Consider the following 22,199-nt stretch of genomic DNA (forward strand, 5'->3'; position numbering starts at 1 on the left):
CGGCTGCGCTATCCCGGATAAAAATGCTAGTGAGTTTTCAAAAAGCATATCCGGTCGCCGCCGGATGCTTTTCCTTATTTTTTCAAGTCACTAGCTGGGATATCGGGAGGCATTTCAAAACCAATTTCGCGATCTGCGATCGCAACATAGAGGCAAGAGGGCCGAAAGCCAAGGGACATTCGACGTGCTTGATCGGCCGCGGCAGCCACGCCTAGGCTTTGGATCGCCGGGTAATCCTAGCTTCCAGCGTCCGGAAATCTGGCCTGCTGGAGGATGTGCGCGGCGCCCTCCTCGATGTCGCGGACGATGGCCGCGCGGGCTCGTGCCCCATCCTGCGCCTCGATCGCGGCGACGACTTCCTCGTGATAGTCGATGTCGAGGATGGAGGAGAGATCGTCCTCGAACCCCATGGCGAGATTCCGGAGGAAGGGGCCAACCTGCATCCAGACGGTCTCTATCAAGAAGATCATCTGCTCGTTGCCGCAATGGCGATAGATCGAGAATTTGAAGGCGTAGTTCTTCCTGAGATAGTCGTCGATATCGCCTTCGCGCGCCGCCAGGGTCAATTCCAGGCTGTGGCGCCGGATTGCCCGAAGATTGTTGCCGTTGATGCGTTTTGTCGCGAGTTCGGTCGCCGAGCCTTCGAGGATCGTGCGCACGACGGTCAGTTGCGAGAACCGGTCGGCGGAGATCGCCGGCACCTCGACACTGCCGTTCGGCATCGGGCTCAGCGCCCGCAGCGCCTGCAGCCGCATGAAGGCGCTGCGCACCGGCATGTCGCTGGTGCCGAGTTCCTTGGCGAGCTTGCGCGAGGTGAGCTTCTGCCCGGGCGTGAACTGGCCCGACATCAGGGCCCGCACAAGCTCCAGATAGACCTTCTCATGCAACGGGACGGTGTCGACGGCGGTCAACCCGAATTGTGTTCTGTCGGCCATGGGCGGGGGGCGCTACTTCATTCGTTCTGAAATCTACCCCGACGACATCTGCCGTGGACAGTCCCGATCGGGCCGGGCACGGCGAAAGCGCCGAACCCAGCGGTTTGTCGCCACATGATAGACGCTTCAATCGCTGCGCGGCAAGCCAACTCGTTTCTCTGCCGGCACCAACGTGCTCTACAACAAGATCCATGGCCCGGATGTGTTTCGCTATCTCGCCGAAGAATATCTGCCGGCGGCCTACCTGCTTGACCCGATCTATCATTTCCATCTGAGGAACGGGCGACCAGCCAGGTTCCGGAGCGCAAGGCGTCCTGAAGCGAAGGCCGAATCGCACGCATTCGCCAAGGACCGGACAGCCTGCCGCGCATGGTCGGCCCCTTCATCACAAATCTTGACCTTTCGCGCTCTTGCACGTCCGGCCGCTCTCTGGCTTTTTGGGGCACCCATCCGAACGGACTGATTCGCGTCATGCCGCTCGATCGCAATGTCTTACAGGCAGTCTGCGGGTGGGTCGTGAAGCGCGCGCAATTGGCGAAGGAGAAGCAGCATGGCCGAGTTCAAGAAGCCGGAAATCTCCGAGATGAGGCCCAAGATCACCGTCATCGGCGTTGGCGGTGGCGGCGGCAATGCTATCAACAACATGATCGCCGAACAGCTTCAGGGAACTGAATTCATCGCCGCCAACACCGATGCCCAGGCGCTGACCATGTCGAAGGCGACGCGGCTGATCCAGCTTGGCGCGCATGTCACCGAAGGCTTGGGCGCCGGCTCGCTGCCCGAGATCGGCCGCGCCGCCGCGGAGGAATCGCTCGACGAAATCATGGACCATCTGGCCGGCACGCATATGTGTTTCGTCACCGCCGGCATGGGCGGCGGCACCGGCACCGGTGCTGCGCCGATCATCGCCCAGGCCGCGCGCAAGGCAGGCATCCTGACCGTGGGCGTCGTCACCAAGCCCTTCACCTTCGAGGGCAGGCGCCGCATGCAGATGGCCGAGGAGGGCATCGAGCGGCTGCGCGAAAGCGCCGACACGGTGATCGTGATCCCGAACCAGAACCTGTTCCGCATCGCCGATGCCAAGACCACCTTCGCCGATGCCTTCGTCATCGCCGACCGGGTGCTCTATTCCGGCGTCAGCTGCATCACCGATCTCATCGTCAAGGAAGGCCTGATCAATCTCGACTTCGCCGACGTCAAGTCGGTCATGCGCGGCATGGGCCGCGCCATGATGGGAACCGGCGAGGCGTCCGGCGAGAACCGGGCGATGAAGGCGGCCGAAGCCGCGATCGCCAATCCGCTGCTTGACGAGATGTCGATGAAGGGCGCGAAAGGCGTCCTGGTGTCGATATCGGGCGGCAGGGACATGACCCTGTTCGAGGTCGACGAGGCCGCCACCCGTATCCGCGAGGAGGTCTACGAAGACGCCGACATCATCGTCGGCGCGATCTTCGACAAGAGCATGGAAGGCCGCTTCAGGGTTTCGGTGGTGGCGACCGGCCTCGACCGTTCGCTCGGCGAGGGCGATGCCGACGCCGGCATCGCCCATAACCACTCCGTACCGCCTGCCGCGCGGATTTTGCAGTAGGATCTGTTTCCTTCGAATGACTGGCATCGGGGCGTCCGCTTGCGGAGCAACACGGTCAGGCCGCACTCGCTTGCACTCCGTACCGGAACGTTCCGCTCGGGCGGTGGCGTTTCACCTGGATGGCAGCGTGGGAATCGAGTTCCTGGTAGCGCGGAAGTGAGACCGCAACGCTTCCGTCATTCAGGGCGACTTCTCGCCGACCAGCTCAAATCGCTCGATCTCGCAGTGCCGGCCGACCACCGCCAGGATTTCCGTTGACGTTTCCGCCGCCTCGGGTTGCTTCCACTCGAGGTTGAAGGAGTACACGAAGCGGCCGCGGCCGGAGTCATGCTCCATCGTGGAAAGACGTGCGTCGTAGCCAAGCGGCCGCACCATTTCCCGAAGGTCGGGCGGTGAGGATTTCGCCGAGGAGACCGACAGGATCGCATGATGGTCGCGCGGAATCTTGAGGTCGATCCATTTCAACGCCTGGAGCGTTACCATCGTCAGCAGCGTTGCGATCGCGCCAAGGCCGAACTGGCCGCCGCCAAACGCAAGCCCGATCACGGTCATGATCCACATGCTGGCGGCGGTGGTGACGCCGGTCACAAGATCGCCGCGCCGAAGGATGGCGCCGCCGCCAATGAAGCCGACACCGGTCAGCACGCCAAGCGGAAAACGCAGGACATCCATGCGGGCGAAGGAGTCCGCCCCTTTGCCCATCGTATCAAGCAGCATGTTGGCTTGGATCATGGCAACCGCGGCCGCAAGGCCGACCAGGATGGTCGTGCGAAGCCCGGCGGTGTGGCCGCGCGCTTCCCTGTTCAGGCCAATGAGGAAACCTGCCAGCAGCACAAACAGGAGGCGCGCGACGAGATCGGGCCAAGTCGGATGAACCGGCATATCGCAGCAAAGCGGCTCGAACATTGTTTTCGTGCTCCGCCCTTGTCCCCCAGGCCTTCAGCACCGCCCGGCGCTGGCGATTTCTTATGGCGCAATGCGTCGCACCCTCGAGTCGAGACGGGGCACGCCGGTCATCGGACGGCCAAAGCCAGCACCAATCCCAGCACAACGATGCCGATCAGGCCGGCGACGAAGATGATGCGGTGAGTGCGCGTGCGCAGGATGATTTCGCCCTGCCTTGCGTCCTGTCCGGAAAAGACGGGTCCTTCCCTGCCGCGATCCTTGCTCATGACGTGCTCCTTCCTTGCCGCGCGCGCCGCGACGCTGAAGTGTCGATGTTAAAAACCTTTTTTGACGCTCGAAGTTCCAGCCGAACTGCCGCCGTACGTGCCACGTGGGCTTCATCACGTCGGCGGCCTGGCCCAGTGCGAGGTCGCCAAGCGGCTGGGGATCCTGCAGAATGCGATCGACGCCGCCGGTATAGTCATACCGCTCGAGATCACCGATTGCCCTGGCGCCCTGCACAGCGGGCCTCGCAGGATCCCGGCAAGTGCGTGAAAAACGAAGAGCGGTTCGGCGCGTCAAACGCTGAACCGCTCCAGCAGCCGGCCGTTCAGCCGAATTTCGGATCGAGGCTACCCGACTTGTAGCGCTTGGCCATGTCCGACAGCGGGATCGGCTTGATCTTGGGCGCATTGCCGGCGGTGCCGAACTGCTCGAAGCGCTCCTTGCAGAGCTTCCTCATCGCCGCCATGGCCGGCATCAGGTACTTGCGCGGGTCGAACTCGCTGGGGTTCTCGGTCAGCACCTTGCGGATCGCGCCGGTCAGCGCCATGCGGTTGTCGGTGTCGATGTTGATCTTGCGCACGCCGTGCTTGATGCCGCGCTGGATCTCTTCCACCGGCACGCCCCAGGTCGGCTTCATCTGGCCGCCATATTTGTTGATGATCTCCTGCAGGTCTTCCGGCACCGAGGACGAGCCGTGCATGACCAGATGCATGTTGGGCAGGCGGCGGTGGATTTCCTCGATGACGTTCATCGCCAGCACAGCACCGTCGGGCTTGCGCGAGAATTTGTAGGCGCCATGGCTGGTGCCCATGGCGACCGCCAGCGCATCGACATGGGTGTCGCGCACGAACTGTTCGGCCTGCACCGGATCGGTCAGCAACTGGTCGTGGCTGATCGCGCCCTCGACGCCATGGCCGTCCTCCTGCTCGCCGCCGCCGCTCTCCAGCGAACCGAGTACGCCGATTTCGCCTTCCACCGAAACGCCGCCCCAATGCGCCATGTCGACGACGCGGCGCGTGATGCCGGAATTGTAGGCGTAGTCGGCGGGCGACTTGCCGTCTTCCTTGAGCGAGCCGTCCATCATCACCGAGGTGAAGCCGTACTGGATCGCCGTGACGCAGGTGGCTTCGTTGTTGCCATGGTCGAGATGCATGCAGACCGGGATGTCGGGATGGATCTCGACCAGCGCGTCGATCAGCTTGGCCAGCACGACGTCATTGGCATAGGCGCGCGCGCCGCGGCTCGCCTGCAGGATGACGGGCGACTTGGTCTCTTCCGCCGCCTCCATTACGGCGAGGCCCTGCTCCATGTTGTTCATGTTGAAGGCCGGCACGCCATAGCCGTATTCGGCGGCGTGATCGAGCAATTGTCTCAGTGTGATGCGAGCCAACGAATAGTCTCCCGTATCTGTTTTCAAGCCTTTGGTTGCGGGCTGTCCGCGCATCGTCCAGCCCGCCGATGTTTCTGGCCGGATTTCCGCGCGACCGCAACCGCCCCGGACCATCCCAGCCGCAAATGTTGTTACAGCGCAGCGATAAAGGCCGGCTCCCTTTGACCGCCCCGCCTGACGGATGGAAGGCGGTGTCGGCGTGGGGTGAAAGAGGCTTCGGGCCGGGACGACCAGTGCTGAGTGTGCGCGGCAGTGCCGGCTTATTTCTGTCTGCCAAGCCTGGCCGCGAGGGAACGCCGCACGTCGGCTTCCGCCCCGTCCAGCAGGTCGATCAGAACTTTGCTGGTGGCTGCCGGATCACGCTTTTCGATGTTCTCCACAATCTGCCGGTGCAGGCTGAGCGAGTGGCGCTGGCCGGCCGGATTGTCGTCCGAAAGCCGGAAGCTGATCACCAGTGCGGTCTCGATCAAGGCGGCGAGCGAACCGATCAGCTCGTTGCCCGATATGTGCAGGATCGTCTGGTGGAATGCCAGATCCGGTACTGCGAAGCGTTCGCCGTCATCGCTAGCCTGTTCCATCTGTTCGAGGATTGCCCGCAATTCAGCGATCTGCTCCGGGCTGGCGCGCTCCGCCGCCAGGGCGCCGGGATGGGCGGCGCGGCCTTGCGTCAGACCAATTGCAAAGCGTCAGAACGGTTCAGCGTTGGTAATCGCTGACCCGCTCAACTCCTGCCGCGTCCGAGCATCGGATAGGGCGGTGGCGAGGCGAGGACATTGCCGATTGCGACGGCATCGGAAGTTTCTTGCCCCGTAGCCGGGCGAGGGGCGGCTCATGGCCTGAGCCGCCGCCGTCATGCCACGATCTTTTCCCGAGCGGCGAGGATCTGCACGCAGGCCTTCGCCGCTTCCTTTCCCTTGACGGTGAAGTGTTCGAAGAAGAAGCGGTGATGCTCGGCGCTGTCGTGGTAGTTGTGCGGCGTCAGCACCGCCGAAAGCACCGGCACGCCGGTGGACAACTGCACGTTCATCATGCCGTCGATGACGGCGCCGGCGACGAACTCATGCCGGTAGATACCACCATTGACGACGAATGCCGTGCCAAGGATCGCGGCATAGCGGCCGGTCGCCGCCAGGGTCTTGGCATGCAGCGGGATCTCATAGGCGCCGGGCACGTCGAAGACTTCGACGGCAAAGCGCCCATCGCCGAGCGCGGCAAGTTCCGCCTCGAAGGCGGTGACGCACTGGTCGACAATATCGGCGTGCCAGCGCGCCCTGACAACGGCGATGCGTGTTTCATAGTCTTTGTGGGAATGCTGATTCATGGGTCCATCCTTCCGCTTCGAACCAGAATCAGGACGCACGATACGAAAGCCGGCCGCCTGGGCGGTCCGTTTTCCGTTTCGTTCTCTTTCATCCGGACTGTGACCGTCGGCTCCGGAATCACACCGGATCTGCTGACCTTTCCAACTCTGTTGGAAAGCGCTCGCGGGCTTGGGTCTCGTGCATGGCCCCGAAAACCGACAACGGTTTTCGGAAAGGAACCATGCGAGGTGAGAGTCCTTACCGCCGGTGGGGACTTTCACCCCGCCCTGAGAACATTAACGTGCTTTGTATGAAAGGGCGGGGGTGCCGCTGTCAACCGTGCGAACGCCGGTGGCCCATCACGTCTATTTGGCCAGTCTGGCGCCATGCCGCCGCGGAAGCCGCAACCAGCATCAGCAGCGCCGCGACCATCGCGCAGACGACAAAGCCGAAATTGGAATAGAGTGGACCGAAACCGGTGGTGCCGACAAAGACCGCCAGGTAGGTCACCGCGCTGTTCAGGCCCATGATCGTGCCGCGCCGCGAGGGATCGAGTGCCGACAGGCGGGTCACCAGGACGTTCAGTCCGAAATGGTTGGCAAGTCCCCACACCGCCACCATGGTCAGGGTCAGCCCGAAGCTGTTGCTTGTCGCGGCGATGGCCACATAGACGACAGCAACGAGAAGATAGGCGAACGGCATGACGCGGCGGGCACCCAGGCGATCGATCACGCCGTCGAGGAGAGCGGCCGCGCCGAAGCCGATACCATAGGCGAGCGCGGCCCACCCATTGGCGCTCACCGGCTTGCCCAGCCCGCTGTGCAGGTGATCGCCGAGATAGCCGTAAACGCCGTAGAAGGCGGTCATGAAGGCCGCGCAGGCGATGAGCAGCGGCACGATGCCGGGAATGCTCAACGCCGCCAGCGGCGTTGGTGCCGGGCCAGCCTTCCTGGCGTCGCTCAGCGACGTCATCGCAAGGCTTGCCAGCGCGAGGATCGCGAGCAGCGCGACGGCGGCAAAAACGGCGCGCCAATGCACGAGATCGGCAAGCACGGCCGACAAGGAGACCCCGGCCACCATGCTGAGCGTCCATCCGGTCAGCACGACACCGATGGTCCCGCTTTCGCGGCCAGGTGGCGCGATGGCCGCGGAGCTGGAATAAATGGCCGGCATGGCGACGCCGGCGGCGATGCCGGCGAGTAATTGGGCCGCGACCAGCATCAGCACCGTCGGTGCCGCCGCGCTGGCCACAAGGGCTATCGCCAGCAGCAGCAATGCCCCCTGCAGCATCCGGCGGGCACCGAGCCGGTCGATATAGCGTGCCAGGAACAGGGCGCTTGCCGAGGTTCCGAGGCCAAACGCTGCCGCCGCCACCATGACAGCAGGGACGCTGGTTCCGAACGACACCGCGACAGCAGGGGCTATCGGCCCAAGAACCAGCGAGTTCGAGCCGATCACCGCGATGCACCCGGTCAACAGATAAGCGAGAGCCGGGATGGGCGGCCGGACGTTTGCGGTTAGAGCTGCTGCTTGATTGCTGTTCGACATATCACCATAATGGCCGTATTTCATTCAGCTGCAATCGGGAATTCTCTCCATGGATGAAGAAACAAATGGCATTCCGCAGAACAGGCCAACGGCCCGGGATATCGATGCAATCGACCGAAAAATATTAGGCGTGCTGGTCGACGATGCGACCGTCAGCTATGCCGAACTCGGCGATCGCGTCGGCCTTTCGCCTCCGGCTGCCCACGAGCGCGTCAAGCGGCTTCGGCGCAGCGGCGCCATCCGCAACACAGCCGCCATCATCGATCCCAATGCGGTAAGGAAGCCGCTGCTCGCTTTCGTCCATATCGACACCAGGGGTTGGGGCAAGACCCCCGAGCTGATGGCGGTCTCCGAATATCCCGAGGTCGAGGAGATCCACACGGTCGCCGGGGATACATGCGTGCTGCTCAAGGTCCGCACCGAGGACACGCGGGCGCTCGAAGGACTTCTGTCGCGCCTTTACGATACGCCGGGCGTCACCTCGACGCGCAGCTATGTGGTGCTGTCGACCTATCTCGAACGACCGGTACAGCCCGGCATCACGGCACAATGGCCAATGCCGCGGCACCTGGTCAGGCCACTTTACTAAGTTGCCGACCGATCATCCCGCTCGGGGAACATCGCCTTCAGGCCATCGCGCGAGGCCTGGGCGACGCCGCGTTCGGTGATCAGTCCGGTGACCAGCCGCGCCGGTGTCACGTCGAAGGCAGGGTTCGCCGCGGGCGTCGCCTCCGGGGAGACGCGCACCTGGGCGATTTCGCCGCCGGCGGTCTTGCCCCAGACCAGCGAAACCTCGTCGGCCGAGCGCTGCTCGATCGGGATCTCCTTGAGCCCGTCATGCACCGTCCAGTCGATGGTGGGCGACGGCAGCGCGACATAGAACGGCACGTCATTGTCGGCGGCGGCCAGTGCTTTCAGATAAGTGCCGATCTTGTTGCAGACATCGCCGTCGGCGGTGGTGCGGTCGGTGCCGACGATGACCATGTCGATCTCGCCACGCTGCATCAGGTGACCACCGGCATTGTCAACGATGAGCGTGTGCGGCACGCCGTGGCCTGCCATCTCCCAGGCGGTCAGCTGGGCGCCCTGGTTGCGCGGCCGCGTCTCGTCGACATAGACGTGGACGGGAATGCCCGCCTCGGTCGCCAGGTAGATCGGCGCGGTGGCAGTGCCATAGTCGACGGTCGCCAGCCAGCCGGCATTGCAGTGGGTCAGGATATTGACTGTCTCGCCGGGCTGCTTGCGCGCGGCGATCGCCTTGATGATGGCAAGTCCGTTTTCGCCGATGGCGCGGTTCAGCCCGACGTCCTCGTCAGCGATCTCGCTGGCGCGCCGATAGGCGGCCGCGGCACGTTGTTCTGTTGGCAGCGGGCGGAGGAAGCGCCGCATCTCGTCGAGCGCCCAGCGCAGATTGATCGCCGTCGGGCGCGTCTCGTGCAGCGTCTCCCACACGGCGTCGAGCGCCGCGTCGGATGGATCATCCGTCATCTGCATGGCAACGCCATAGGCGGCGGTGACGCCGATCAGCGGCGCGCCGCGCACCCACATGTCGCGGATGGCGGTGGCGATGCCGGAAACGGTACCGATCGTCTCGATGCGGAAATCATGCGGCAGCCAGCGCTGGTCGATGATATCGACCGAACGCCCGTCATCGCTCAGCCAGATTGTCCGGTAGTGGCGGTCGCCGACGTTCAAATTCCGCTCTCCTGTTCGATCAGCGCGGCCAAATGGTTGACCTCGTCGATGCTGTGGATCTGGCGCCGGTTGACGGCGATGTGACGGCCGAATTTCAGCGCCTTGGCTTCACAACTGGCGCGCAGGTCTTCATCGGCAATGGTTTCGAAATCGGCATTGTGGGCGAGGCCGAGGATGCGCCGGTGCACCTCGATGCCGGCAAAGCCGAGCAGGTCCGTCCAGATCTGGTGCAGCACATGGTCGAGCGCCTGCTCGGCGCCGAGCCTGTCGCCCTGATCCTCGAACAGGCTCTTCTGGTAGAGCATGCCGGTGCGCTCGGTGCGCCACAGATGCGAGAATTCGGCGCGGAACACCGCCCATGTCTCGACGATGACATCGAGCAGGTAGGCGCGCATGGCATCGCGCTTGCCCTGTTGCTCATGCCCACGCTGTGAGAAGAACGACATCCAGAAATTTGCGAGCAGCATGCCGACGTCGAAGGCCATCGGGCCGTAGAAGGCGAACTCCGGATCGATCATCCGGGTTTCCGTGTCGGTGACCATGATCGAGCCGGAATGCAGGTCGCCATGCAGCAGCGTCTCGGCATTGGCGGCGAAAATATGCTTCAGCCGCTGCGCCTCGACCTTGAGGTCGCGGTCGGCGCGCAGTTCGGCAACCACGGCGTCGAGTTGCGGGCTGGTATGCCTGTTCATCTTCGCATCGAAATAGGGGTCCGAGAACACCAGGTTCTCGGTGATGTCACAAAGTTCGACATTGTCGGCGAACAGCGCCAGATCGGCCTTGCGATCCCTGGCTGTCATCGACAGATCGGAGCCGCGAAACAGCGTGCGGGCCATGAACACGCCGATGTCCCTGGCGATGTTCGGCAACTGCCGGCCTTCGATCAGTGCCCGCCGCAGAATGATGTGCGGCGACAGATATTCCATGATGATCAGCGCCTGGGCTTCATCGAAATGATGGATTGCCGGCACCGAGCCCGGCGCGCGCGCCTCCTGCCGGGTCAGCGCGTGATATTCGAAGAAGGAACGCTTCAGCGGCAGCGGCCAGCTGTCGCCGACCAGGCGGACATAAGGCAGGGCCTGCTTGACCACGGCGGTACCACTGGCGCCCTCGACGACGAAGACGAGGTTCAGATTGCCGTCGCCGACTTCGCGCACCTTCCATTGTGTCGCGTCCTTGCCGATTTTCGCGCACAGCGCCTCGTTCGTGCCGAGGCGCGTCGAAAGCATCTCCACAGACAATGCTTCGAACGGCAATTTTCCAGTCATTCTTCTCCCTCCCGCTTATTTGCTCCCATCATAGGGGAGCCTTGGCGGCGGGGCCAAGCTAGGAAGCTGTCTGGCAATTGTCAATCGTGTTGACAATTGCCGACATTGACCATAGCGTCACGGTCAGGGAGGAACGCATGATCGGCAATGCCGTGTTCCGCGTGGAGGGACTGAGGAAATCCTTTGGCCGCAACGAGGTGCTTGGCGGCATCTCGCTCGAGCTGCATTCCGGCGAGGTCACCGTGCTGATGGGCGCCAATGGCGCCGGCAAATCCACCCTCGTCAAGATCATCAGCGGCGTCTACGAGCGTGGCGGTGGCACCATGACGCTTGCCGGGCAGGATTTCGCGCCGAACACGCCGGCGGAAGCAATCCGCGCCGGCGTCGTTACCGTCCACCAGAACATCAATGACGGCGTGGTCGCCGACCTCGATGTCGCCACCAACCTGACCCTGGACAGGCTGAGCGGCAAAGGCGCGCCGACCCTGTTCAATCCCGCCCGCGTGCGCCGCGAGGCCAAAGCGGTCGCCGACCGCATGGGACTGGCCATCGATCTCAAGGCCCGCGTCAACGATCTGTCGCTGGCCGATCGCCAGATGGTGGCGATTGCCCGCGCGCTTGCGCATCAGCCCAAAGTGCTGATCCTTGACGAACCGACCTCATCGCTCTCAAGTGCTGAAGCCGACCGGCTGTTCGCGCTGGTCGACCGGCTGCGCGAGCAGGGCGTGGCGATCCTCTATATCTCGCATCGCATGTCGGATATCAGGCGGCTCGCCGACCGCATCGTCTCGATGCGCGACGGCGTCATTTCAGGGGTCTTCGACACTAAACCGCTCGATTATGAAGGCGCGGTCAACGCCATGCTCGGCCGCAAGATCCATCTCGACCGGATCATTGCCAGGAGTTCCGCCAAGGCGGTGCTGACCGTCGCAGGCCTTCGCATCGGGCAGGGCGCCAGGCCGATTTCGCTGACGCTTGGCGATGGCGAGGTGGTCGCCATCACCGGCCTCGTCGGCGTCGGCAAGACGGCACTCGCCGAAACGCTGTTCGGCGTGCGCCGGCCGCTCGCCGGCACCATGACGATGAACGGCAAGCCTTATGCACCGCGCTCGGCGGGCGACGCGATCGCCGCCGGTGTGTTCCTCGTTGCCAAGGACCGCGCCACCAGCGGCATCGTCGGCGGCTTCAACATCGAGCGCAATGTCAGCCTGCCGTTCCACAGGCGCATGTCGACTTTCAGCGTGCTCAAGCGCCGCCTCGAACGCACCGTCGCGCGCCGGCAGATCGAGGAACTGGGCATCGTCTGCCGCTCCGAGAAGGACGAGATGTCGGCATTGTCTGGCGGCAACCAGCAGAAGGTGATGGTCGCCCGCTGGATGGCGCAGAATGCCGCGCTGTTCATCCTCGACGAGCCGTTTCAGGGCGTCGACATTTCGGCCAGGCGCGACATCGCCGCCAAGCTACGGGCGAGCGCGAACGGCCGCGCGACGTTGCTGTTCGTTACCGAAATCGACGAGGCGCTGGAGACGGCGGACCGCATCCTGGTGATGTCGGAACACACGATCGTCGGCGAACACCGCAACGCCGATGTGGACCTCGACCGCCTGCTGGCCGAGGTCGCCGGCGGACAACTGCACAGCGCTGCCTGAGCGGGCGGCCGATGGAATTGGGATGGAGAGAGTATGGGTTCGGATCGGGTAAACAGGACAGCGGCGTCGGGATGCGCCGAATGACGCTTCGAGACTATGCCATCCGCTATGGTTTCATCGTCCTGCTGGTCGGGCTCGTCGCCTATTTCGCGATTGCCGCCGATGGGTTCGTATCACCGCAGAGTGCCGTCTTCATCTTTCAGTCAGTCGCCATCACCGGCGTGCTGGCGCTCGGCGTCACCGCCACGCTGGTCGTCGGCGGTTTCGATCTCTCGATCGGCTCGGTCGCCACCTCGGCCATGATGGCGGCCGCCTATGTCATGGTCGTGCTGGAACAGAACGCGGTCGTGGCGGTCATCGTCTGCCTGCTGATCGGCGCCATCGTCGGGCTCATCAATGGCTGGCTGATCGTCTACATGCGCGTGCCCGATCTCCTGGCGACGCTCGGCATTATGTTCCTGCTGGTCGGCCTGCAGCGCATCCCGACCGAGGGCCGCTCGATCGCCACCGGCATGACCATGCCGGATGGTTCTGTCGCCAACGGCAAGTTCGGCGACGCCTTCCTGGCGCTTGGCCGCCACCGATTCGATTTCTTCATCCCGAACCTCATTCCGGTGTCGGTGGTCGTGCTGTTGGTCCTCGCGCTGCTGATCTGGTTCTTCCTCGAATACACCCGTTTCGGCCGCATGATGTACGCCGTCGGCTCCAATGAGCGCGCCGCCGAACTCGCCGGTGCGCCTGTCAAGGCATACAAGATCTGGGCCTACGTTATTTCGGGTGTTTTTGCCTCGATCGGCGGCATTTTGCTCGCCGCACGGCTTGGACGCGGTGACATCGCCTCGGGTAATAATCTTCTGCTCGATGCCGTCGCCGCGGCGCTGATCGGCTACGCGGTGCTTGGCGCCGCCAAGCCGAACGCCTTCGGCACCGCCATCGGCGCGCTGTTCGTCGGCATCCTGCTGCAAGGCCTGACCATGATGAACGCTCCCTACTATACGCAGGATTTCGTCAAGGGCGTGGTTCTGGTCGTCGCCCTTGTCTTCACCTTTGCGCTTTCGGGCAGGGGCGGGAGGTAGTTTCGGCCGGACGGTATTTTGGGTTCAACAAAAGTGGAGGAAACAAGGTGAACATCACAAGAAGACTTCTGGGGAAGGTGGCGCTCGGACTGGCCGGCGCAACCATGCTGATGCAGGTCCCGGCTTTTGCCGCGGACAAGCCGGCGCCGTTCGACAAGCCCGGCGTCAAGATCGCACTGGTCCGCTATCTTTCGACCGGCGACTTCTTCCAGGCCTATCTCTCCGGCGTCGAGGCGCAGTCCAAGGCGCTCGGCATCGACCTGCGCGTGCTCGACAGCCGCCAGGACGCCGCCCTTCAGTCGGATATGGTCGACCAGGCCATCGCGCTCGGCGTGCAGGGCATTATCATCCAGCACGGCCTGACGGAATCGATGAAGGACGCCGCCCAGCGCGCGGTCGACGCCGGCATCAAGGTGGTGGCCTTCGACGTCAATGTCGAAAACCCCAAGATCCCGCAGATCGAACAGTCGGACAAGGATCTTGCCCGCCTCGCGCTCGAACAGGCGGTCAAGGACAATGGCGAAAGCTGGAACGCCGGCTATGTCTATGTCGCCGGTATCGCGCCGCTCGACCGCCGCAACGAGACCTGGGTCGACGTGAAGAAGAAATATGCGGGCATCAAGGAAGTCGCCATGTTCGGCACGCTTGACAACCCGATCGCCAACTCCGTCGCCAACCAGGCGCGTTCGGTGCTGTCGGCTCACCCCGACATCAAGGTGATGTTCGCCCCCTATGACGAGTTCGCCAAGGGCGTGAAGATCGCCGTCGACGAGGCGGGATTGAACAAGGGCATCAAGATCTACTCGGCCGATATCTCGACCTCCGACATATCAGCGATGCGCGAGCCCGACAGCGCCTGGGCCGCCACCGCCGCCACCAACCCGGCCGTCGTCGGTCAGGTCTCCGTGCGCGCGCTGGCTCAATTGCTCGCCGGCGAGGACCCCGGCCACAACGTCATCGTACCGCCGACGCTGATCACCCAGAAGGAACTGATCGACAAGGATATCAAGAACATGGAAGACCTGTCGGCCAAGCTGCCGCAGTTCGCCCATGCCGATGTCGCCATGCCGGCCTGGATGCCGAACCCGAACGCGAAGTAAAGCTCGTCAACACACAAAGGAAAAGGGCGGCCCGTGAGCCGCCCTTTTTATTGTCAGTTGGAGGTGTTTACCGCAGCGCCGCCGCGATGTTGCCGCCGTCGACGGTCGTCACGTCGGCCGTCGTGCGTTCGGCGAGCGCATGATGCAGGAAGGCCTGCGCCACGTCCTGCGCCGTCACTTCCTGGCCGAGCAGGTTGCCGGACATGTATTCCTTCTCCGACACGCCGCGCGCGCCGGAACGGCTGGCGATCATGGCATCGGTCAAAAGGCCGGAGCGGATACGGTCGGCATTGACCGCGTTGGAGCGGATACCGTAAGCGCCGTAGTCGAGCGCATACTGCCTGGACAGGAACAGCGTCGCCGCCTTCGGCACGCCATAGGCGCCGAACTTCGGGCCCGGATTGACCGCCTGCTTGGAGGTGTTGAACAAAAGCGCCCCGCCCGTGCCTTGTTCCAGCATGATGCGCACGGCGTTCTGCGCCACCGACTGATGGGCGAAGAAGTTGAGCTCAAAACTCTTGCGCAGCAGTGCGTCATCGAGCTCGCCGATGCGGCCTTCCCAGGCCGCGCCAGCATTGGACACCAGTATGTCGACGCCGCCGAAGACGGCAACCGCCTTGTCGAAGGCGGCGCGCACCTGTGCCGGATCGGTGATGTCGGCGGCGACACCGATCGAATTGTTGCCGGCTTTCTTGGCCGCATCGGCGGCCTTTTCGGCGTCGAGATCGACGACCACGGCATGAGCGCCATTGTCGGCGAACAGCTTGGCTGTCGCCGCGCCGATCGCGCCGGCACCGCCGGTGATCAGCACCACCTGGCCGGTCAGCGGCTTTGGCTTGTTGGAGGCGAGCTTGGCCTGTTCGAGCGACCAGTATTCGAGCGGGAACAGATCCGCCTTGGAGAGGGGATGGAAACGCCCGACCGCTTCAGCGCCCCGCACCGCCTCGATCCACATCTCGCCGACGTCGGAAGCGATCCTTGCGTCCTTCAACGTTCGGCCATGGCCGAACATGCCGAGGCCCGGGACCAGCGTAAGGCGCGGCATGGGGTCGAGCATGGTCCGCTTGACGTCGTCGAGCGCGTCGTTTGTCTCGAAATAGGCGCGATAATCCTTGGCGAAGGCGTCGACATGGCTCTTGATCACGGCCTTGTAGTCGCTGATCTTTTCAGCATCGGGCGCCGGCACGGCCATCGGCCCGGTCTTGATGCGGATCGACAGATCGGGGGTCGAAACACCGCGTGCCGCATAGTCGGCGATCTTGGATGAGTTGATGAAATCGACGATCGCGTCCGAAGTGCGGAAATCGCTGATCATGCGGTCGAAGCGGCCTTCGCCGCGCGCCACCGCGACAGCGCCGCGCAGCATCGGCGCGATGGAGCCCGATGTCGCGAGCCTTGCCGGCAGCGCCGCCTTTGCCGCCTGCGGCTTGGCGTGCTTGGCGACATAATCCTCGGCGACATTCACATAGTGGATCATCCGGTCGTAGGCCTGCCTGGCATCGTCGCCGAAGGTGAAGATGCCGTGCTTGTCGAGGATCAGACCTTCGACATCAGGGTCGGCATCAAAGACATCGGCTGCCGCCTTGGCGAGGTCGAAGCCCGGCATGATGTAGGGCACGTAGCCCATCTTCTCCCCGAACACCGTCTTCACCAGCGGCTTGCTGTCTTGCTGGTCGACAATGGCCAGGATGGCGGTCGAATGGGTGTGGTCGACGAATTTATGCGGCAGGAAGGCGTGCAGCAGCGTTTCGACAGAGGGGTTGGGTGAGGCCGGATCAATCAGGTTTGCCCGCTGCAGCGCCACCATGTCCTCGTCGGAAAGCTTGTCCAGCGCGCGCGCCTTGAGCAGGGCGCCCATCTTGACCGCCGGCAGGCCCTGCGGCTCGATGACCGCCATGTCCCAGCCGCTGCCCTTGACGCACAGCACGTCCCATTCATCGCCGACGAGGTCGGTCGCCTTGGTCTTGCAGGAGGTGTTGCCGCCGCCATGCAGGACCAGTTGTGGCACGCCTCCCAGCAGCCGCGTCGTGTAGACGCGCAGAGCGAGGTCGCGGCCGACGCCTTTCTTCGCATAGTCGGCGACAAGTTTCTCGGCCGCGTCGTCGTTCCACAGGTTCTTCATGTTCGCTTCGTCCAGTTGCTGTCTTTGGATGGTGAAACAGGAATGCCGCGACGCCTTGATGACAATGTGCCGGCGGCAAATGTGCTTTTCTTCAGGGTGCTTTTTTAGGCGCCGCTCCGGCATGATCGAGCAGCCGCTGCGCCATATGCGCGCCGACCACCAGATGCGTGCAAAGTCCGCCGGTGATCGCCGCCAGCAGCGGTTCGAACTTGCTGTCCTCCTGCACCACCATCAGTCGCCTGGCGATGGCGCGCAGCGAGGCAAGCTCGGCGGAGATCACCCGGCGGTTGTAGCTGCAGTCGAGCACCTTGCCCTCGGCATCGATGATCTGCCCGGCAATGACACCGGCGGCACCTTGATTGCGCAGTTCCGCCATTTCGCCCGATGTCAGCGCGCCGCATTTGACCAGGTGGCTGTCGGCATCGACCGCGCCAACCGAGTAGAGCGCAAGATCGCAGTCGCTGATATCGGACAGCTGCTCTCGGATCACCGGCTCGGCCCGCAGCGCCCGTGCCAGCTCTTCCGTCGACAGCACCAGCGGTGCGTAGAAATTGAGGCCCTTGGCGTTGAGCCGGCGCGCGATCTCCATGGTGCACTGGTCCGGCCGGTAGGAATAGGGTGCACCGAGATTGCCGCAGAGCTGCACCACCGTCACATCCTGCAGGTCGGCATAGGGCATCATGTCGGCGATCGTGTAGATCGTGCGGCCCCAGGCGACACCGATGCGGTCGCCCTTCTTGACCAGTTCGAGGAACACGCTCGCCGCCAGCACGGCGATGTCGGTGGAGGGGTCCGGGACATGACTGTTTTCCGGCGCGATCCAGACCGCGTCGAGGCCCAGCGCGTCCTCGAGCCTGCGCGCCATCACGTCGTCGGTGAAAAGCTGGGTCGAGGTCGAGATGTTGACGATGCCGGTCTCGCGTGCCTTGCGCAGATACATCGCCACGGAGGCGCGGGAAATGTTAAGCTGGCTCGCCACCTGGTCCTGGCGCAGGCCATGCGCATAGTACAGCCAGGCGGCCTTGTGGATGAGCTGTTCTGCCGGTCGGATCGCCATGCCGTCTCCTCGTCTGACATTAGTCACGGCTCTCGACAAAAGTCAAATTGGGATGTGCGGGCACCATCGCCTCTCGGCAGACGCTTAATCGGATCGCCGTTCTACAAAGCTGGTATAGCTTGGCATTTTCGATCATCCGGGGGGATAGCCTGACGAGAGGCCTGAGGTTAGAAAGCTTGAAAAAGGGACTTTGGGGAGGACGGGATGGGAAATCCCTACGAACAGGATCTCGACCGGAATGCGGCCAACCATCAGCCGCTGACCCCGCTCACCTATCTCGAGCGGGCGGCAAAGACCTATCCTGATCACACCGCCATCATCCATGGCAAGCAGCGCATCACCTATCGCGATTTCTGGCGCCGCTCGCTAAAGCTTGCCTCGACGCTGCAAAAGCATGGCATCGGCAAGGGCGACACGGTCAGCGTCATGCTGTCCAACACGCCGCCGATGCTGGAGGCGCATTTCGGCGTGCCGATGACCAGGGCGGTGCTGCACTCGCTCAACACCCGCCTCGATGCCGCTGTCATCGCCTTCCAACTCGACCACGCCGAGACCAAGGTGCTCATCGTCGACCGCGAATTCTCCGGTGTCGTCCGGCAAGCGCTCGATCTGGCCAGGGTCAGGCCGCTGGTCATCGACTACGACGATCCCGAATACGCCGCCGACGCGCCCTATCCCAAGGGGGAGCGGATCGGCAGCATCGATTATGAGGCGTTTGTCGCCGGTGGCGACGAGGATTTCGCCTGGTCGATGCCGGATGACGAATGGGATGCCATCTCGCTCAACTATACCTCAGGCACGACAGGCAATCCGAAGGGCGTCGTCTATCACCATCGCGGCGCGGCGCTGATGGCCTACACCAACACCATCCATGCCGGCATGGCCAAGCACGCCGTCTATCTCTGGACGCTGCCGATGTTCCATTGCAACGGCTGGTGCTTCCCCTGGACGCTCGCCGTCCAGGCCGGCACGCATGTCTGCCTGCGCTGGGTGCGGCCGAAGCCGATCTACGACGCCATCGCCGACCATGGCGTCACCCATCTGTGCGGCGCGCCGATCGTGATGTCGGTGCTGATCAACGCCAGGGAGGAGGACAAGCGCCAGTTCCCGCAGACGGTGACCTTCAACACCGCGGCCGCACCGCCGCCGGAGGCCGTGTTGTCCGGCATGGCCGACGCCGGCTTTGCCGTCACTCATCTCTACGGCCTGACCGAGACCTATGGCCCGGCCGTCGTCAACGAGTGGCACAGCGACTGGGACACGCTCGACAAGGGGGCGAGGGCGAGCAAGAAGGCGAGACAAGGCGTGCGCTACGCAGCACTCGAAGGGCTGACCGTGATGGACCCCGAGACGATGCGGATGACGCCGGCCGACGGTGAAACCATCGGCGAGGTCATGTTCCGCGGCAACATCGTCATGAAGGGCTATCTGAAAAACCGCAAGGCGAGCGCCGAAGCCTTCGCCGGCGGCTGGTTCCATTCCGGCGATCTCGGCGTCATGCATCCCGACGGCTACATCCAGCTCAAGGATCGCTCCAAGGACATCATCATCTCTGGCGGCGAGAACATTTCCTCGATCGAGGTCGAGGACGCGCTCTACAAGCACCCGTCCGTTGCCTCCTGCGGCGTGGTGGCGCGCCCTGACGACAAATGGGGCGAGGTGCCCGTGGCCTATGTCGAACTGAAGCCCGGCAAGACCGCGACCGCGACCGAGATCATCGAGCATTGCCGCACGCTGCTCGCCCGCTTCAAAGTGCCGAAAGCGGTGATTTTCGCCGAAATTCCCAAGACCTCGACCGGCAAGATCCAGAAATTCCGGCTGCGGGAAATGGCGAAGGTGGCGTGAGCGCACCGTCATTTTTGCTAGGTCTCGACAATTTGCCGCGGACCTAGGCGGCTTCGTCATCCTAGGGTGGAGCAGTCGCGAAGCGACGTCGCGGAAACCCTAGGATCCATGCCGCGACCTGGCGGCCGTGCTCCAACGGTCGTGAATGACTGCTGCGGGCAACAGTTCGCCTTTTGATGTAACATATTGATCCGCCTCATTCTTTGACTGACGTCACGGAATGGATCCTAGGGTCTGCGCTGCGTCGCTACGCTCCTTACTTCGCCCTAGGATGACGAATTCATGGGGGCTGATCGCCAATCGCGAGCGCCGGTTGTCGCACCCGCCCTCTGTCACCATCTGTCACCAATTATACGCGTACGCCGATTTCGCGTTGACATGGGTCGTCTTTCGATTTACGACTGACGAAAATTGAAATTCGTCACTAATAAATCGAAAGCGAAGATGTCCGAAGCTGCCAACATCGTGGCCGATGCCGCCAGACAGGAGAATGTCACCCGTATTCTCGATTGCGCCGAGCGCCTGTTCCGCCACTACGGCTATGGCAAGACCAATGTTGCCGACATCGCCCGCGAGCTCGGCATGTCGCCCGCCAACATCTATCGTTTCTTTGCCTCCAAGGTCGAGATCCACCAGGCCGTCTGCGGCCGCATGCTCGGTGCCAGCTACAAGATGGCGTACGAGATTTCACGCCTGCCGATCAGCGCCGAGGAGCGGCTGCGGCGCTACGTGCACGCGCAGTACAAGATGACGATGGAGGTGATGCTCGACGACCATAAGGTCCATGAGATGGTCATCGTCGCCCTCGAACGCGATTGGGGCGTCATCGACAAGCATATTGACAGCATCCACGACCTTTTCGCGGAAGTGATCCGCGAGGGCATCGAGGCCGGTGAGTTCGCCGAGCAGGATCCGGTGATCGCGTCACGCTGCTTCGGGGCCGCCACCGTCATCCTATGCCATCCGCAGATGGTGGCGCAGTGCCTCGCCAAGACCAACCGCGCGATGCCGGACGACCTTATCGATTACGCGATCAAGGCCCTGAAGAAATAGCCGCCGCCCGCCGGGCGCCGGTCGACAGTTCATCTCCAGTTCGGGAGTGCCAAGGTGTCTTTGTCCAATTCCATCCTCCGCAAATTGCCGGTCGCCGGCTTGATCGTCGCGGCGCTCGGGCTTGCCGGCTGCAGCCAGGAGAAAACCGAAGTCAAGGATATCATCCGCCCGGTCAAGGTCGTCGAGATCGCCCAGGCGCATGACACCCGCACGTTGTCTTATTCGGGGTCGGTGCGGGCCCGCACCGAAAGCGCCCTGGCTTTCCGCGTCAACGGCAAGATCACGGAGCGCCTTGTCGACATTGGGCAGCGTGTGGCGCCCGGCGACGTGCTCGCCCGCATCGATCCCTCCGATTACGACCTTTCGGTCAAGAGTGCGCAAGCCGCCCTCGATGCCGCCGAGCGGCAGGTCGAGACCGTCGAGCTTGCGCGCAAGCGGGCCGAACAGCTCTTTGCCAAGAATTTTGCCCCGAAATCGCAGCTTGAACAGGCGACGCTGACCTATGACCAGGCCGTCGCCACGCGCGACTCCGCCCGCTCGTCGCTTGACCAGGCCAAGAACCAGGTCGGCTATACCGATCTCAAGGCCGACAGGGACGGCATCGTCACTGCGGTCAACGCAGATGTCGGCCAGGTGGTCGGCTCCGGCACGCCGGTGGTCACGGTCGCGGTCGACGGCGAAAAGGAAGTGCTGATCGCGGTGCCGGAAATGGAAATCGCCGAGTTCAAGCCGGGCAAGATCGTCAGGGCCGGCTTCTGGTCCGACAGTGCACTGGCGCTCGACGGCAAAGTCCGCGAGGTTGCCGGCAGCGCCGATCCGCAGTCGCGCACCTTTGCCGTCCGCGTCAGCCTGCCTAACGACCCGCGCGTGCTGCTCGGCATGACCGCCAATATCGAGGCGTCGGCGGCCAACGAGAAGCAGCTCGTGTCGATCCCGCTGAGCGCGCTGGCGCAGAAGGATAGCCAGTCGATCGTCTGGACCGTCGACCGTGGCGCCGACACCGTCCATGCCCGTCCGGTCAAGGTCGCCGAGTTCGCCGCCGGCGGCGTGCGTGTCGCCGAAGGGTTGAAGCCTGGCGATATCGTGGTCGCCGCCGGCACGCAGTTCATGACCGAGAATCTGAAGGTGAAGCTCGCCGGCGCCATGGCGCAGCAATCCGCCTCCGCCGAGAGTGATGACGCCAGCCGGCTGCGCTGACGGCAGACAGATCGGCCGCGCGTTCCCGCGGCCGCAGGTTTCCGGGCGGCGCACGCCCCGAAGGTCGAGACGTCAAGGCCGATGTACCCCCCGCATCGATCCTCGCGTCCCACCGCGATGAGTGTCTCTCCGCTCGAAGAGTCGCGCCGCCCGGAAGCCAGTATCGAACGCAGATGATTTCGTTTCGCGCGCCGCGCTTCGTCGA

General features: G+C 63.5%; 19 protein-coding genes and 1 riboswitch. Of the genes, 8 read left to right on the forward strand and 11 right to left on the reverse strand.

Annotated elements, in window-relative coordinates; all coding sequences use genetic code 11:
* Positions 1 to 236: 236 nt before the first annotated feature.
* A complete protein-coding gene (locus tag FJW03_RS02800; RefSeq protein WP_140696558.1) occupies positions 237 to 935 on the reverse strand; it encodes a GntR family transcriptional regulator in 699 nt (232 codons plus the stop codon).
* A 550-nt stretch (positions 936 to 1,485) separates the two neighbouring features.
* On the opposite strand from FJW03_RS02800, the gene ftsZ reads away from it, so the two are divergent.
* Positions 1,486 to 2,523: a cell division protein FtsZ gene (gene ftsZ / locus FJW03_RS02805; protein ID WP_140607356.1), complete on the forward strand. Its 1,038-nt coding sequence runs from the start codon at positions 1,486 to 1,488 to the stop codon at positions 2,521 to 2,523.
* 180 nt (positions 2,524 to 2,703) lie between these two features.
* On the opposite strand, the gene FJW03_RS02810 is transcribed toward ftsZ, so the two are convergent.
* The 6 genes from FJW03_RS02810 to FJW03_RS02835 form a co-directional block, all read right to left on the reverse strand.
* A complete protein-coding gene (locus FJW03_RS02810; protein ID WP_140607355.1) occupies positions 2,704 to 3,429 on the reverse strand; it encodes an MgtC/SapB family protein in 726 nt (241 codons plus the stop codon).
* 107 nt (positions 3,430 to 3,536) lie between these two features.
* Positions 3,537 to 3,695: a peptide ABC transporter permease gene (locus FJW03_RS02815; protein ID WP_140607354.1), complete on the reverse strand. Its 159-nt coding sequence runs from the start codon at positions 3,693 to 3,695 to the stop codon at positions 3,537 to 3,539.
* A gap of 323 nt (positions 3,696 to 4,018) precedes the next feature.
* Positions 4,019 to 5,083 carry a class II fructose-bisphosphate aldolase gene (gene fba, locus FJW03_RS02820; RefSeq protein ID WP_140760587.1) on the reverse strand — a complete coding sequence of 355 codons (1,065 nt, stop codon included), beginning with the start codon at positions 5,081 to 5,083 and terminating at the stop codon, positions 4,019 to 4,021.
* Between the two features lie 260 nt (positions 5,084 to 5,343).
* Positions 5,344 to 5,682 carry a FadR/GntR family transcriptional regulator gene (locus tag FJW03_RS02825; protein WP_246678537.1) on the reverse strand — a complete coding sequence of 113 codons (339 nt, stop codon included), beginning with the start codon at positions 5,680 to 5,682 and terminating at the stop codon, positions 5,344 to 5,346.
* A 251-nt stretch (positions 5,683 to 5,933) separates the two neighbouring features.
* Positions 5,934 to 6,404 carry a 6,7-dimethyl-8-ribityllumazine synthase gene (locus tag FJW03_RS02830; RefSeq protein ID WP_140760591.1) on the reverse strand — a complete coding sequence of 157 codons (471 nt, stop codon included), beginning with the start codon at positions 6,402 to 6,404 and terminating at the stop codon, positions 5,934 to 5,936.
* A gap of 76 nt (positions 6,405 to 6,480) precedes the next feature.
* Positions 6,481 to 6,683, reverse strand: a riboswitch (FMN riboswitch).
* 34 nt (positions 6,684 to 6,717) lie between these two features.
* A complete protein-coding gene (locus FJW03_RS02835; protein ID WP_140760593.1) occupies positions 6,718 to 7,932 on the reverse strand; it encodes an MFS transporter in 1,215 nt (404 codons plus the stop codon).
* A 49-nt stretch (positions 7,933 to 7,981) separates the two neighbouring features.
* On the opposite strand from FJW03_RS02835, the gene FJW03_RS02840 reads away from it, so the two are divergent.
* Positions 7,982 to 8,521: an Lrp/AsnC family transcriptional regulator gene (locus FJW03_RS02840; protein WP_140607349.1), complete on the forward strand. Its 540-nt coding sequence runs from the start codon at positions 7,982 to 7,984 to the stop codon at positions 8,519 to 8,521.
* Here FJW03_RS02840 and mtnA read toward each other — a convergent pair.
* Entirely contained in the window at positions 8,518 to 9,627 is a 1,110-nt protein-coding gene (gene mtnA, locus FJW03_RS02845) for an S-methyl-5-thioribose-1-phosphate isomerase (protein ID WP_140607348.1), read from the reverse strand. The two genes, FJW03_RS02840 and mtnA, sit on opposite strands and share 4 nt — an antisense overlap.
* Positions 9,624 to 10,895 carry an S-methyl-5-thioribose kinase gene (gene mtnK / locus FJW03_RS02850; protein ID WP_140760596.1) on the reverse strand — a complete coding sequence of 424 codons (1,272 nt, stop codon included), beginning with the start codon at positions 10,893 to 10,895 and terminating at the stop codon, positions 9,624 to 9,626. Before mtnK ends, mtnA begins: the two co-directional genes overlap by 4 nt.
* 137 nt (positions 10,896 to 11,032) lie before the next feature.
* On the opposite strand from mtnK, the gene FJW03_RS02855 reads away from it, so the two are divergent.
* From FJW03_RS02855 to FJW03_RS02865, 3 genes are all read left to right on the forward strand, one after another.
* Positions 11,033 to 12,544, forward strand: a complete 1,512-nt coding sequence (locus FJW03_RS02855; protein ID WP_140696576.1) for a sugar ABC transporter ATP-binding protein — start codon at positions 11,033 to 11,035, stop codon at positions 12,542 to 12,544.
* An 80-nt stretch (positions 12,545 to 12,624) separates the two neighbouring features.
* Positions 12,625 to 13,620, forward strand: a complete 996-nt coding sequence (locus FJW03_RS02860) for an ABC transporter permease (RefSeq protein WP_140607345.1) — start codon at positions 12,625 to 12,627, stop codon at positions 13,618 to 13,620.
* A gap of 47 nt (positions 13,621 to 13,667) precedes the next feature.
* The gene (locus tag FJW03_RS02865; RefSeq protein ID WP_096455692.1) at positions 13,668 to 14,720 is read left to right on the forward strand and encodes a substrate-binding domain-containing protein; all 1,053 of its coding nucleotides are present in this window, start codon (positions 13,668 to 13,670) and stop codon (positions 14,718 to 14,720) included.
* A 67-nt stretch (positions 14,721 to 14,787) separates the two neighbouring features.
* Here the strand turns inward: FJW03_RS02865 and FJW03_RS02870 are convergent, their stop codons facing one another.
* Positions 14,788 to 16,842, reverse strand: coding sequence for a bifunctional aldolase/short-chain dehydrogenase (locus FJW03_RS02870; RefSeq protein WP_140760598.1), 2,055 nt, complete (start codon positions 16,840 to 16,842; stop codon positions 14,788 to 14,790).
* A 91-nt stretch (positions 16,843 to 16,933) separates the two neighbouring features.
* Entirely contained in the window at positions 16,934 to 17,899 is a 966-nt protein-coding gene (locus FJW03_RS02875) for a sugar-binding transcriptional regulator (RefSeq protein ID WP_140760601.1), read from the reverse strand.
* Between the two features lie 204 nt (positions 17,900 to 18,103).
* Here FJW03_RS02875 and FJW03_RS02880 point away from each other — a divergent pair, with 204 nt between their 5' ends.
* From FJW03_RS02880 to FJW03_RS02890, 3 genes are all read left to right on the forward strand, one after another.
* Positions 18,104 to 19,744 (forward strand): acyl-CoA synthetase, encoded by a 1,641-nt coding sequence (locus FJW03_RS02880; RefSeq protein WP_140760604.1) that lies wholly within the window; start codon positions 18,104 to 18,106, stop codon positions 19,742 to 19,744.
* Positions 19,745 to 20,188: 444 nt separating this feature from the next.
* Positions 20,189 to 20,797, forward strand: coding sequence for a TetR family transcriptional regulator (locus FJW03_RS02885; RefSeq protein WP_140607341.1), 609 nt, complete (start codon positions 20,189 to 20,191; stop codon positions 20,795 to 20,797).
* Positions 20,798 to 20,851: 54 nt separating this feature from the next.
* A complete protein-coding gene (locus FJW03_RS02890; protein ID WP_140760606.1) occupies positions 20,852 to 21,994 on the forward strand; it encodes an efflux RND transporter periplasmic adaptor subunit in 1,143 nt (380 codons plus the stop codon).
* The last annotated feature ends 205 nt before the right edge of the window (positions 21,995 to 22,199 follow it).

This window comes from Mesorhizobium sp. B4-1-4 (assembly GCF_006439395.2).
Classification (GTDB): Bacteria; Pseudomonadota; Alphaproteobacteria; order Rhizobiales; family Rhizobiaceae; genus Mesorhizobium.